The 12,624-nt window shown below is 69.9% G+C and carries 13 protein-coding genes; 3 read left to right on the top strand and 10 right to left on the bottom strand.

Annotated features, from left to right (window positions below; all coding sequences use genetic code 11):
• Nucleotides 1–2 precede the first annotated feature (2 nt).
• Nucleotides 3–515: a DUF6173 family protein gene (locus AC3IS2_RS08720; protein ID WP_489197245.1), complete on the top strand. Its 513-nt coding sequence runs from the start codon at nt 3–5 to the stop codon at nt 513–515.
• On the opposite strand, the gene pip is transcribed toward AC3IS2_RS08720, so the two are convergent.
• Both pip and AC3IS2_RS08710 read right to left on the bottom strand, forming a co-directional pair.
• Nucleotides 512–1,486: a prolyl aminopeptidase gene (pip, locus tag AC3IS2_RS08715; RefSeq protein ID WP_489197244.1), complete on the bottom strand. Its 975-nt coding sequence runs from the start codon at nt 1,484–1,486 to the stop codon at nt 512–514. The genes AC3IS2_RS08720 and pip overlap by 4 nt on opposite strands.
• Before the next feature lie 30 nt (nt 1,487–1,516).
• Nucleotides 1,517–1,888 carry a DUF423 domain-containing protein gene (locus AC3IS2_RS08710; RefSeq protein WP_489197243.1) on the bottom strand — a complete coding sequence of 124 codons (372 nt, stop codon included), beginning with the start codon at nt 1,886–1,888 and terminating at the stop codon, nt 1,517–1,519.
• A gap of 50 nt (nt 1,889–1,938) precedes the next feature.
• On the opposite strand from AC3IS2_RS08710, the gene AC3IS2_RS08705 reads away from it, so the two are divergent.
• Nucleotides 1,939–3,105: an MFS transporter gene (locus AC3IS2_RS08705; RefSeq protein WP_489197242.1), complete on the top strand. Its 1,167-nt coding sequence runs from the start codon at nt 1,939–1,941 to the stop codon at nt 3,103–3,105.
• A 1-nt stretch (nt 3,106) separates the two neighbouring features.
• Here the strand turns inward: AC3IS2_RS08705 and AC3IS2_RS08700 are convergent, their stop codons facing one another.
• The 3 genes from AC3IS2_RS08700 to AC3IS2_RS08690 all read right to left on the bottom strand — a co-directional run bounded on the left by AC3IS2_RS08700 (nt 3,107) and on the right by AC3IS2_RS08690 (nt 6,711).
• Complete coding sequence (locus AC3IS2_RS08700; protein WP_489200128.1) at nt 3,107–3,700, bottom strand: hypothetical protein; 594 nt, start codon at nt 3,698–3,700, stop codon at nt 3,107–3,109.
• Nucleotides 3,701–3,820: 120 nt separating this feature from the next.
• A complete protein-coding gene (locus tag AC3IS2_RS08695) occupies nt 3,821–6,385 on the bottom strand; it encodes a tipN (RefSeq protein ID WP_489197241.1) in 2,565 nt (854 codons plus the stop codon).
• A 146-nt stretch (nt 6,386–6,531) separates the two neighbouring features.
• Entirely contained in the window at nt 6,532–6,711 is a 180-nt protein-coding gene (locus AC3IS2_RS08690; protein WP_489197239.1) for a hypothetical protein, read from the bottom strand.
• Nucleotides 6,712–6,862: 151 nt separating this feature from the next.
• Here AC3IS2_RS08690 and AC3IS2_RS08685 point away from each other — a divergent pair, with 151 nt between their 5' ends.
• Entirely contained in the window at nt 6,863–8,347 is a 1,485-nt protein-coding gene (locus tag AC3IS2_RS08685) for a phospholipase D-like domain-containing protein (protein ID WP_489197237.1), read from the top strand.
• Here AC3IS2_RS08685 and AC3IS2_RS08680 read toward each other — a convergent pair.
• From AC3IS2_RS08680 to folD, 5 genes are all read right to left on the bottom strand, one after another.
• Nucleotides 8,332–9,072, bottom strand: coding sequence for an endonuclease/exonuclease/phosphatase family protein (locus AC3IS2_RS08680; RefSeq protein WP_489197236.1), 741 nt, complete (start codon nt 9,070–9,072; stop codon nt 8,332–8,334). The genes AC3IS2_RS08685 and AC3IS2_RS08680 overlap by 16 nt on opposite strands.
• 71 nt (nt 9,073–9,143) lie before the next feature.
• Nucleotides 9,144–9,842, bottom strand: coding sequence for a TPM domain-containing protein (locus tag AC3IS2_RS08675; RefSeq protein ID WP_489197234.1), 699 nt, complete (start codon nt 9,840–9,842; stop codon nt 9,144–9,146).
• Nucleotides 9,842–10,717 carry a TPM domain-containing protein gene (locus AC3IS2_RS08670; protein WP_489197233.1) on the bottom strand — a complete coding sequence of 292 codons (876 nt, stop codon included), beginning with the start codon at nt 10,715–10,717 and terminating at the stop codon, nt 9,842–9,844. Before AC3IS2_RS08670 ends, AC3IS2_RS08675 begins: the two co-directional genes overlap by 1 nt.
• Nucleotides 10,718–10,727: 10 nt before the next feature.
• Entirely contained in the window at nt 10,728–11,435 is a 708-nt protein-coding gene (locus AC3IS2_RS08665) for a LemA family protein (protein WP_489197232.1), read from the bottom strand.
• Between the two features lie 257 nt (nt 11,436–11,692).
• A complete protein-coding gene (gene folD / locus AC3IS2_RS08660) occupies nt 11,693–12,613 on the bottom strand; it encodes a bifunctional methylenetetrahydrofolate dehydrogenase/methenyltetrahydrofolate cyclohydrolase FolD (protein WP_489197231.1) in 921 nt (306 codons plus the stop codon).
• Nucleotides 12,614–12,624: the final 11 nt, after the last annotated feature.

The following is a 12,624-nucleotide window of genomic DNA, read 5'->3' as shown; positions in this document are numbered from 1 at the left end:
CCATGACTGACAAAGCGCCCGAACCCGACGCCGCCATCCCCAAGGCCGATCCCTCCATGTTCTCGGACTGCGGCGACGCGCCCTGTCCGCAGCCGGTCATGTCCGACCCCAAGAACGAGGCGGCGGCGCTGGCCGAGGGCGTGCGGATGCGGAACAATCCGGCCGAGTGGGCCTTTGTCCGCCTGTCCAAGATGATCGAGGAGTTCGAGGCCAACCTCGACAAGGACGAGGAGATCGGCGCCCGCGTCGTCGGCCTGCCCGGCGACGGGACGATGCAGATCGTCGATGTCGGATTCTGGGGGCCGGACCTGATCCTGTTCTTCGGCCGCAACGCCGACGGCAAGCCGGTGCGGTTGATCCAGCACTACACCCAGATCAACGTGGTGCTGGCCGCGATCAAGAAGCCGGAGGAGCGCGAGGCGCGCCGCATCGGCTTCCAGCTCAACGAAATGGTGCTGAAGACCAACCCGCCGCCGACCGCCGCTCCGGCGGTCAGCGCGGGCGAAGCGATCTAGAGGCCGGCCGCCCAGTCGGTGCCGCGCACCAGGCTGTCGATGATGCCCGGCTCGCTGGAGGCGTGGCCGGCGTCGCCGACGATGTCCAGCTTGGCCTCGGGCCAGGCGCGGTGCAGGGCCCAGGCGCCCGAGATCGGCGTCACCACGTCAAAGCGGCCCTGCGCGATCCAGCAGGGAATGTGGCGGATCGTGTCGATGTTCTCGAGGATCCAGTTCTCGCTGTCGAAGAAGCCGCCGTTGGTGAAATACCAGTTCTCGATCCGGGCGAAGGCCACGGCGAACTCCGGCTCGGCGAACTTGTCCGGCTTGCCCGACGGGCCCTGGACGCTAACGGTCTCGCCTTCCCAGCTGGACCAGGCCACGGCGCAGCGGTTGCGCTCCTCGACGTCGTCGCCCAGCAGGCGCTTGTTGTAGGCGGCCATCAGGTCGCCGCGCTCGGCCACGGGGATGGGGGCCAGGAAGCGCTCCCAGGCGTCGGGGAAGATCATCGAGGCGCCGTCCTGATAGAACCAGTGCAGTTCTTTCTTGGTCAGCAGGAAGATGCCGCGCAGCATCAGCGCCAGGCAGCGGTCAGGGTGCTTGATGGCGTAGGTCATCGACAGGGTCGATCCCCAGGAGCCGCCGAACACGACCCACTTGTCGATGCCCAGCATTTCGCGCAGGCGCTCGATGTCGGCGACCAGATCCCAGGTGGTGTTGTTTTCCAGCGAGGCGTTCGGTCGCGACAGGCCGCAGCCGCGCTGGTCGAACATGACGATACGGTACTTGGCCGGGTCGAAGTAGCGCCGCATGCCCGGATTGACCGCGCCGCCGGGGCCGCCGTGCAGAACGATGACCGGCAAGCCGTGCGGGTTGCCGCTTTCCTCGTAGTAGATCTCGTGGACGCTGTCGGTCTGCATCCAGCCCGAGGCATAGGCTTCCAGCTCGGGGTAGAGGTCGCGGCGCGGGGTGTCGATCACAGGAAATGCCATGTCAGGAATGGGAGTTTTCAGATTGGCCGGTCAGGCGTTGACGATGTGTGAGCGGAACGCCGCGACGGCCGCCACGATCCATCCGGCGATCATCAGCGTTCCGCCGATGGGGGCGACTGCGCCCATGACGGGCAGGTTCAGCAGGCCGATCATGGCCAGGGCCAGGCTGAAGATCAGCCCGCCGCTCGCCGCCAGCCAGCCTGCGAGGCGCGCGGTCTTGCCGCCCGTGGTCCAGGTCGCGCAGGCCACGGCCAGGACGGCGTGGACCATCTGATACTGGGCGCCCGTGGTCAGCAGGCTCTTGATCGCCGGGCCGGCGCCGTGGGCGGCGAAGGCGCCCAGCGCCACGGCCATGGCCCCGTTGAAGGCGGCGAAGACGAGCAGATTGCGATCGAGTCTCATAACTCAATGTCTAGACCACAACTTCGCGGGAGTCTGCTATCGCAGCGGCGATGAAATCCGCCCCGCGCATGGCCCTGCAATACGTCCTGCTGTTCGCCGCCAGCGGCGTGACCCTGCCGTTCGCCGGCCTGTGGTTTCGCGAGCAGGGGCTGAGCGGGGCCGAGATCGGCGCGCTTCTGGCTATCCCCATGCTGGGGCGGCTGGTGACGGGACCGCTGCTCGCCGTCTGGGCCGACGGGTTCAAATACAGGCGCACGCCCATCGCCCTGCTGGGGCTGGCCATGGCGCTGGGCTATGGCGGGGCGGGATTGGTTCAGGGCTTTGCGGCCTGGGCGGTCTGCTGGTTCGTCGGGGCGACGGCGGCGGCGGCGCTGATCCCGCTCAGCGACGTGATGACGCTGCGGGTCGCCAGGCGTGAGGGGTTCAACTTCTCCCTGCCGCGCGGCTGCGGCTCCGCGGCCTTCGTGGTCGCCAATGTCGGCATGGGGACGCTGCTGACGCGGGCCTCGCCCGATGCAGTCATCATCTGGATCGGCGCGGCGGCGGTGCTGATCGCCGTGACGGCGTGGCGGGTCCTGCCTGCCGAACCCGTGACCGAGGGCGCGCGGGTGCCGGGGATCGAACGGTTCAAGGGCTTGGGGCGGCTGGTGGTCGATCCGGTCTTCATGACCGCCATCTTCGCCATCGGCGCGGTCCAGGCGGCGCACGCCTTCTACTACGGCTTCTCGGCCATCGCCTGGAAGGCGCAGGGGATTCCCGAGAGCGTGACGGGCCTGCTGTGGGCCTTCTCGGTCGTCGTCGAGATCGGCTTCATGTGGGTGGTCGAGCCGTGGCGGCGGCGCGTCGGGATTGGACCCTGGCTGATGCTGTCGATCGGGGCGGGCGCGGCGGTCGTGCGCTGGACGCTGATGGCCTTTTCGCCGCCGCTGTGGGCCTTGTGGCCGCTGCAGACGCTTCACGCGCTGAGCTTCGCCGCCACCTATCTGGCCGGGGTGCAGATCGTCGAGCGCCTGTCGCCGCCCGACAGCCATACGGCGGCGCAGACGCTCAGTTCCGTCCTGTCGGCGGGGGTGCTGATTGGCCTGGCGACGGCGGCGTCGGGGCCGCTGTATGACGCCTTCGGGCTGCAGGGCTATCTGGCCATGGCCGGGCTGGCGCTGACCGGCGGCCTGGCCGGGCTGATCCTGCAATCAAGGCTGGCGAAAGCCAGGGCCTAGGTCAGGCCGCGCTGGGGCGGGGCAGGGGCGTCAGGTGGCGCGCCATGGCCGAGGCCGCCGTCTTGACCGCCAGATGGATCTTGGCTTCCGAGGCGTCCAGCGGCGCGCGGATCAGGCCGATGGACGGCGAGACCGGACCATCCGGCAGATCGTTCAGAATGCGATACAGGATATAGCTGCCGGCATCCTCCTCAGCCTCCGAGGCGGCCAGGGCGGTCAGGCCCACGTCGGCCAGGGCGCGGACGATCTCGGCGACGGGGGCGGTGGCGCGGGCCACGCCGGGGCCTGTGTGATCCAGCCGCTCGGTCCCGTCCATGCGCCGGTTCTCGGCCCGCATCTGCAGGCGGAAGCCGCCGGGCTGGGCTGTGCGGCCGACCAGCAGCAGGGCGCCGCAATCGGCGTTGCTCAGATGCCGGCTCAAGGTGTCGGCCAGGGCGTCGGCCGAGGCGTCGCCAGGCACGGCCAGGGTGCGCGCTCCCGGCGGATTCCAGGGCTCGCCCGACAGATCCTCGACCGGGTCCCAGCCGCGCTCGGCCGGGTTCCAGGCGCAGATGGCGATAGAGGGCCGTCGGTCGGGGCCAGGCCCGGAATCCATATCCAGCAAGGAACTCATCCTGTGCGACACTGATGTGACAGCAGCCCGGACGGTGCGGTCAAACCCGGCGGGAGGTCAAGCCCGCCGGGGTCAAATTGCGACGACATTACGACAGCAACCCTAGCCCAGATCGCCGATGGCGGCGTCCAGCAGCATGAAGGCGCGGCCCTCGTCGGTGGCCAAGCGGGCCTGGACGTCGTGGACGTCGCCCTGACGCGCGTGGTCCTGCATTTCCTGCCCGAAGGCGCGGACATAGGCGTCGGCGTCGGCCCGCAGGTCGGCGTCGGCCAGGATCCGGCGCGACACGCTGCGCACGGCGGCGGGGGCGACCCGGCGCACGATCTGGCGAGCGCGGTCGGGTTCCTGGACGGCCAGGGCGCGGGCGGCTTCCTCGATCCGGGCGCGCGGCAGCAGGGCGTTGGGATCGACCCCCATGCGGCGGATCGCGGCGGTGATTCGGCCAGCCAGGGCGTCTGCGTCGGCGGAAGAAGGAACGGGGGCGTCCAGCTCCAGCGGGACTTCGTGGGTCTCGGCGTCCTGATCCCCGCCGCTGACCAAATCGCTCCAGTCCAGCGTATCGTCCTTGGCGGGAGACGGGGCGGGGGTCGGGACGGGCGCCGCGGTTTCGCCGCCGGTCGGTTCCAGCCGCAGTCGGCCGCGCAGGCCGAAGCCGCGTTCCTCGGCGCGCTTTGCGGCGGGCTCTGGCTTGGGTTCCGGCTTGGGCTCCACCGGGCGCGGCTTGTAGCGAGCGGGCTCGGCCGGCGGGACCGACAGCAGGGGCTCGCGGCGGCGCGTGGTCGGGGTGTCGCCCGACACCACGCCCATGACGCGCACGGCCTCGGTCAACATATCGTAGTTGCGGCGCACCCGGTCCTGGAAGCCGGCGTCCAGGGCCTCGGTGTCCTCGGCGGCCTTGCGAGAGGCGGCGGAGAGGGCGGCGAGGCCGTCCTCGACCGAGGCGCGCACGGCGTCGACACGGGCGGCGGCTTCCTCGGGCAGGCGGCTGGCGCGAGCGTCCATTTCGGCGACGGCGCTTTCGACCTGGGCCAGGGCGGCGGTCATGCGCTCCAGCGTGCCTTCCAGCCGCTCGACCACCTTCTCGCCGGTCAGGTCGACCATGTCGGCGGTCTGGTTGACGATCTTGCGGGCGCCGTCGATGCGGGCCTCGGCGGCTTCGTCGGCCTTCTGCGCGGCGTCGAACAGGGATTCGCCCAGGCGGTCGGCGCGGATCTGGGCCTGTTCAATGGCGGCGGCGGCGGCGGCGCGCTGTTCGTCGGCGGTGGCTTGCAGGGCCGTCAGGGCGCGGCGGGTTTCCTCGACCAGCAGGTCGCGGGCCTCGGCGGCCAGAGCCTCGAAGCGGTCCAGCGCCAGCTTGGTGGCGTGATCAAAGCCGTCAGCCTCGCGCTGCGACAGGTCCACCAGGGCGCGGAACTGGTCGGCGGCGGCCTCGATCTGGGCCTTGATGGCGTCGCTGACGTCGCCGGTCGTCTGGTTCAACTCGCCCGCGGCGCTGCGGGTCAGGGACAGTTGCTCGGTGAACTGGGCGCGCTGGCTCTCGATCTGGGCCGAGAAGTCCTCCTGATCGGTGCGCAGGGCATAGGCGGCGGTGACGAGCGCCGCGCGCTGCTGGCTCAGACCTTCCTCGACCGACTGGATCTGTTCGGCGACGCCGCTGCCGGCGGTTTCCAGGCGCAGGGTCTGGCGGGCCAGATCGTCGGAGGCGGCGCGGGCGGCGTCCTGGGCTTCTCCGGCAGCGGCGGCCAGATCGGCGGCGCGGGCGGCCAGCGCCGCCTCGGCCTCGCGCAGCTGGGTCTGGGCCAGATCGGAGGCGTCCACCACCATGCGCGACTGGCGCTCGACGGCGTCGACGACGCCGACCGCCTGGCTGTCCAGTTGAACGCCGAGGGCGCCCAGTTGCTCACGCTCGCGACCCAACTGGTCCGTCAGGCGACGGGCCATGCGTCCGGCGGACTCCGCGGCTTCGTTCAGGCGGACGGTTTCCTCGGCCAGGGCTTCACGCAGCAGGCTCATGTCGTTGCGGGCGCGCTCGGCGGCCAGCGCCGCCTGGTCGATGTCGCCGCGCAGGGCGGTCAGCACCTGCCCGGTCTGATGGGCGGCCAAGGCGGTCGGGCCGACCAGGGCTTCGGCCATGTCGCGGGCCCGGCGGGTCTCCTGAGCCAGACCGGCGCCCTGCCGCACGGCGTGGGCCAGCATGATGGCGAGACCGGCGGGGGCGAGGGCGATCAGAGCGTAGACGGCCAGCCGCAGGGGCTCCAGCGGCACGGCGCCCGAGCCGAACTCATAGGCGAACCAGGAGGCGACGCCGCCGATCCACAGAGCCGAGGCGACGCCGGCGATCAGATAGGCGTTGCCGCCCGGCGGCGGGGCGGCCTTGCGCGGAGAAACCGGCGCCGGAGCGGGCAGGGTCGCAGCCAGCGGGGCCGGCGGGGCGCCGGCCGACATGGCGAGCGGGGGCAGATCGGGCGCGGCGGCGCGCTCCTCGGCCTGACGCTGTTCTTCCATCAGGCGGCGGCGACGGCGTTCCGACATCGGGCGCTCGGACTGAGGCTGCGGGGCGGGCGCGAGTTCGATCGGCTCCTCGGCGGCGGAGGCGATGGTTTCATCCTGATCTTCGCCCGGTTCGGGGTCGGAAAGGTTGAGCGGCGGCCGATGGCTGGACTTCATGGGGCGTCGTTCTCGATCACTAATCGCCGGAAACGCGGCGAGGGCGCGCGGAGGGATTGGACCCTAGCGGCTCGATCCAGTCGCGCAAAGGCTCGCGGGTAGGGATTCGAAAGGAGATCGCGGATGACGGACCGTCGGCCGGCGCGTCAGCAGCTGCGCTGAGCCGGGGCGGCGATGCTGGCGGCGGGGGCTTCCTTGCAATCCTGCACGCGCTGGATTTCGCGGTCCGATTGGCGCGGAGCGTGCAAATCGACGCCGAACTGCGACAGCGCGGCCGCAGCGAGCAGCGCGATCAGGGCAGCCAGCATTTCAAGCAGCGTTTGCATGGCGCGCACCATGACAGAACACGGCTCTGTTTACAATGCGGCGGCTTTGTGAAGCTGCGCGGCGCAACGAATGGAACGAAGCCTGTCTTCAAACGTCAAGCTTGAGGGCCGCGCGCATGGGCTCGTCACGCGAATCAGTCAGTCTGACCGAATGAGGGAACGGGGCGACAGCTACGAGGGAAGCCTGCTCGAGCCGGGGCGGGACTGCTGGCGCGTGGACACGGCGCATCGCTTCGCGCCGCTGATGGAGAACAACGTCTATTTCGACGCCCTGGCTTCGTCGCTGGCCAAGGCGAAGAAGTCGATCGTCGTCTTGGGCTGGCAGTTCGACCCGCGCACCCGACTGGACCCCGAATCGCCGCTGACCGACCGGCGCGGCGAGATCGGCCATCAGTTGCGCAGCCTGGTGCGTCAGAAGCCCGATCTGGATATCCGTCTGCTGATCTGGAAGTCGCCGCTGCTGATCGCCGCTTCGCAGGGCTTCTATCCCCATCGCGCGCAGGGCTGGTTCAGGAAACGGACGGTCGAGTTCCGGCTCGACAAGCCCGGCATCCTCGGCGCCTGCCACCACCAGAAGGTGGTGATCATCGACGACAAGGTGGCCTTCTGCGGCGGCGGCGACATCGCCACCGACCGTTGGGACACCGACGAGCATCTGGATAATGATCCCCGTCGATGCCAGCCGTCGGGTCTGTTCAGCGCGCCTCGGCATGAGGTGATGTGCGTTTTGGACGGCCCCGCGGCGATGGCCCTGGGCGATCTGGCGCGCGAGCGCTGGTTCCGCGCCACCTGGGAGCGGACCCTGCCGGACGATACGGACCACGATCCCTGGCCCGACGGGGTCGAGCCGGCTCTGACGGACGTGGCCGTCGGCATTGCTCGCACCGAGCCGCGCGTGCGCAGCCGCCCCGAACTGCGCGAGAACGAGGCCCTGCACCTGGAATCTATCGGTCGGGCCAGGCGGCTGATCTATCTGGAGAACCAGTACTTCACCTCGCCGGTCATCGCCGCGGCCCTGGCCGAACGACTGGCCGAGCCGGACGGGCCGGAGGTGGTGCTGGTCTCGACCGGCCGCAGCCCCAGCTGGTTCGACAGTCTGACGATGGACACGGCCCGCGCCGAGGTCCTGTATCGGCTGGAGCAGGCGGACCGCCACAACCGCTTCTTCGCCTTCAGTCCTCGCACGATCGAAGGCGAGCGGATCATCGTCCACGCCAAGATGTCGATCATCGACGATCGACTGCTGCGGATCGGCTCGACCAATCTGAACAACCGCTCGCAAGGCCTGGACACCGAGTGCGACGTGGCGGCCGAACCGGAAACGCAGGAAGGGCGCGACGCCATCCGCCGTTTCCGCCAGCGCTCCATCGGTCATTTCCTGGGCGTGTCGGGAGAGGACTTCGCCCAGGTCGAGGACGTGATGGGGTCGGTCGGTCAGGCGGTCGAGACCTTCGGCGCGGACCGGATGACGGTGCTGGGATCGGACCCGCCCAACGCCATGCAACGCATGATCGCGGAGTGGCAGTTGGGCGACCCCGCCTCGTCGATGGACGCCTGGCGGCCGTGGAAGCGGCTGAACCGCTCGCACCGGCCCCGGCTGACCAGCGATCAGACCGTATCTCAGACGGAGGGCTGAAACTCGAAGTCGATCACCAGCGGCAGGTGGTCCGAGGCCGTGCGCGCCAGAGGATGCAGCGGCGTCATGGCGCCCGTCACCTTGATCTCCGGGCTGACGAAGCAGTGGTCGATGCGGATGGCGGGGAAGCTGGACGGGAAGGTCTTCACCGACGGCTTCAGTCCCAGTTGGCGCTGGGCGTCAGCCAGTCGCCGCGTCAGGGCGTGATAGGGGCGGGTGATCGAGGTGGCGTTGAAGTCGCCGGTCAGAATGGTCGGTCCAGTGCAGGCCGGATCGCCCAGCCATTCCGGCCCCACCAGGGCCGCCGCCTGCATCCGCTGTTCGCGCGGCACCAGTCCCAGATGGGTGTTGAAGACGTTCAGGATCGTGCCGTCGAAGTCGATGGCCGACCACAGGGCCCCGCGCGGCTCCAGCCCCCGCAGATTGGGCAGGGTCGGCAAGGCGGCGGCCCGGATCAGCCGCTCGGGCCGCGCCGTCAGGATGGCGTCGCCATAGAGTTCGGCCTCGATGGTCATGGCCGGATGGAAGCGGAAGCCCATGGACAGGTATTCGGCGATGGCGTGCGCCTGATCGACGCCGTTGGTGCGGGCGCGACCCACATCCAGTTCCTGCAGACAGACGATGTCCGGCTCCAGTTCGGCGATCACGTCGGCGACGCGGGCCACGTCCAGCTTGCGGTCGACGCCGACGCAGCGGTGCACATTATAGGTGACGAGTCTGGGCATGAATCCTTGCCGAGCGGCGACGGGAACAGGATCGCGCCTCCCGGGGCGCTCCCGCAAGGGCCTTATCAGGCCTAGATGACAACCAGTCGGTCGGGAACCTCGTTGGCGTCAGCGACCCGGGGCGGAAACTGTTCCGCCAGCACGGCGCCGCACAGGGCGACGGCCTGTTGCAGCCCCTCGACCGGCTGATTGCGACGCAGACCGTTGGTGAGGGCGGCGACGGCATCGGCCCAGACCTCGGGGCTGACGCAGGCATGGATGCCCTCGTCGGCGATGACCTCGACCTGATGATCGGCCAGGGCGGCGAAGATCAGGACGCCGGTGCGGGCCTCGGTGACGTGCAGGCCGTGGGCCAGGAACTGCTGCATGGCGGCGCGGCGGACGCGGGTGCGGCGCAAGGGGGCAGGGGTGATCAGCCGACGCACCGCCGGAATCAGGCTGATCAGGAAGACGCCGAGGAAGACCGCCGCCTGCACCAGAGCGTAGGCGGCCAGGGCCTGTCCGATCTCCACGTCACGCGCGGCGGCGTGGGCCGCCTGCCAGTCGGCGCTGCCCAGACCGGCCAGATTGGGCAGCCAATGGGCGCCGAAGCCCAGCGGGATCAAGCCCAGCGGCAGCAGCAGCGCCGCCGCCGCCGCCCAGGCCAGGCTGACGTCGCGATAGGAGGACACCTGCCGCGCCACCACGCAGAAGATCTCGCCCGAGGTCTCAGCCTCGGCGCGGGCGATAGCCTCGACGACGCGGGCGTGGTCTTCGGTTGTGAATTGCATCACCATCCCCCCGAGGCGCCGCCGCCGCCGAAGCCGCCGCCGCCCCCGCCAAATCCACCGCCGCCGAACCCGCCGCCTCCGCCGCCCCAGCCGCCGCCTCCGCGACCGCCCCGCCCCTGGTTCTTCAGCGCCTCGCTGGCGGCCCAGATCAGGATGGGGGTCAGGCCGTCGCCCCTGCCACGACGACGCTTGCCGCCCGCCGCGGCCATGACCAGGCTGATGAACAGGAAGAAGAAGATCAGGAAGATGATCAGGGCGGGCAGGATCGGCTTCTCGCGCTCGTTGGCCGCGCTTTTCGCCTCGGCGGCGCGGGCCTGGGCCTCGGCCGGATCGGCGGTCAGCTGGGCGATGACGGCGTCGGTCCCAGCGATGATGCCGGCGGCGTAATCGCCCTGGCGGAAGGCTGGCAGGATGTCGTTGCGGATGATCAGCGAGGAATAGGCGTCGGTCAGGACGCCCTCCAGCCCATAGCCGACCTCGATCCGCACCTTGCGCTCGTTCGGCGCGACGATCAGCAGGGCGCCGCCGTCGTTTTCCTTCTGTCCGATGCCCCAGTGACGACCCAGCTGATAGCCGAAGTCCTCGATCTCCTGATCCTGGAGCGAGGGCAGGGTGACGACCACCAACTGATCGCGGGTCTGCTGTTCCAGCGCCGCCAGCTTGCCGGTCAGGGCCTGTTCCTGTTCCGGGCTCAGCAGTTGGGCGTCGTCGACCACCCGCCCGGTCAGGGCCGGGAACTTGATCTCGGCGGCGAAACCGACGCCGGGCAGGATCGTCAGCCACAGGACGAGGCCGAGCAGCAGCGCCGGGAGCAATCCCGGCCCAAGCGGGCCGAGACTGGGGCGTTCCCTCACGGCGAGGGCGGAAGGGGTCATGTCGGCCTGACTAGGCCGCCGGAGCGGCGGCCGGCGCGGCCGGCGGCGTCGAACCGGGCGCTGCGCCGGGCGTGGTTGCGGGCGCGCCGCCGCCCGGCTGGGCGCCGGGAACGCCGAGGTTGAAGTTCACCGTCGGGGCGCTCTGGGCCTCGGCGGTGGCGGTGAACAGCTGCATGGGCTTCGACCCGCCGTGCAGGGTCTTGGCCCAGATCACGGTCGGGAAGGTGCGCAAGGACGTGTTGTAGTCGCGCACGGCCTCATTGTAGTCGCGGCGCGCCACGGCGATGCGGTTTTCGGTGCCTTCCAGCTGCGATTGCAGGGTCAGGAAGTTCTGATTGGCCTGAAGCTGGGGATAGGCCTCGACCGTCACCAGCAGCCGGGACAGGGCGCTGGAAAGCTCACCCTGCGCCTGCTGATATTGCTGGAAGGCGGCGGCGTTATCGAGGTTCGACGCGTCGATGTTGACGCTGGTGGCCTTGGCCCGCGCCTCAATCACCTGGGTCAGGGTGGTGCGTTCCTGAATGGCCGCGCCCTGCACGGTGGCGACCAGGTTCGGCACTAGGTCCGAACGGCGCTGATACTGGCTCTGCACGTCGGCCCAGGCGGCTTCGGCCCGTTCCTGCTTGGTCGGAATGGTGTTGTAGCCGCAAGCCCCTACGGCGGGGGTCAGGACGACGACGGCGGCGACGGCCGCGAGACGGGGCGAGAATCCAGCCATGAAGCTCCTCCGGCGGCCATGATGACCGCTGATCCGCTAAGGACTATCGGAGCGGAAAGGCTCCGCTTCAAGGCCGGATTTTTAGTCAATGATCTCCCTTCCCCCTCGATGGGGGAAGGGCAGGGGATGGGGGTGAGGGCGGGACATTTCAGGGTGTGGCGCGAGAGACGCGCCCGGCGTCTCCGGCGGTCTTATGGGAAGCCGCCTGCCTGCCCCCCCACCCAAACCCTCCCCCATCGAGGGGGAGGGCTTTAACTTCAGCCCAGATCGTCCGGCGTGACGCCGACCGACCGGCAGGCGGCGGTGTAGGTGTTGGCCAGCAGGCAGGCGATGGTCATGGGGCCGACGCCGCCGGGGACGGGGGTGATGCGGCCAGCGACCTCGACCGCCTCGGCGAAGTCCACGTCGCCGACCACGCGGGTCTTGCCCTCGGCGGCCTTGACCGGATCGCGCGCGGGGACGCGGTTGATGCCCACGTCGATGACGGTGGCGCCCGGCTTGATCCAGTCGCCCTTGATCATCTCGGGACGGCCGACAGCGGCCACCAGGATGTCGGCGGTGCGGCACAGGGCGGGCAGGTCGCGGGTGCGCGAGTGGGCCACGGTGACGGTGCAGCTTTCACCGAGCAGCAGTTGCGCCATCGGCTTGCCGACAATGTTCGAGCGGCCGACGATGACGGCGTTCAGACCCGACAGATCGCCCAGTTGGTCCTTCAGCATCATTAGGCTGCCCAGCGGGGTGCAGGGGATCATGCCCGGCAGACCGACCGCCAGACGCCCGACGTTGACCACGTGGAAGCCGTCCACGTCCTTGTCCGGGTCGATGGCGCCCAGGACGGCGGCCGAATCGATGTGCTTGGGCAGGGGCAGTTGCACCAGGATGCCGTGGATGCCCGCATCGGCGTTCAGGGCGGCGATCAGGGCCAGAAGCTCGGCCTGGGTGGTCGTGTCGGGCAGGCGGTGGGTGTCGGACCGCATCCCGGCCTTCAGCGTCGTCTCGCCCTTGTTGCGCACGTAGATCTGGCTGGCGGGGTCCTCGCCGACGATGACCACGGCCAGGCCGGGCGTCACGCCGTGGGCGGCCTCCAGCCGGGCGGCGGCCGCGGCGACGCGCTCGACCAGGGTGTGCGAGAAGGCCTTGCCGTCGATCAGAGCGGCGGGGGCGGGTTCGACAGCCATGATCGGCTCCA

Source organism: Brevundimonas sp. KH_025 (assembly GCF_057839885.1).
This window is presented reverse-complemented; position numbering and strand designations above follow the sequence as displayed.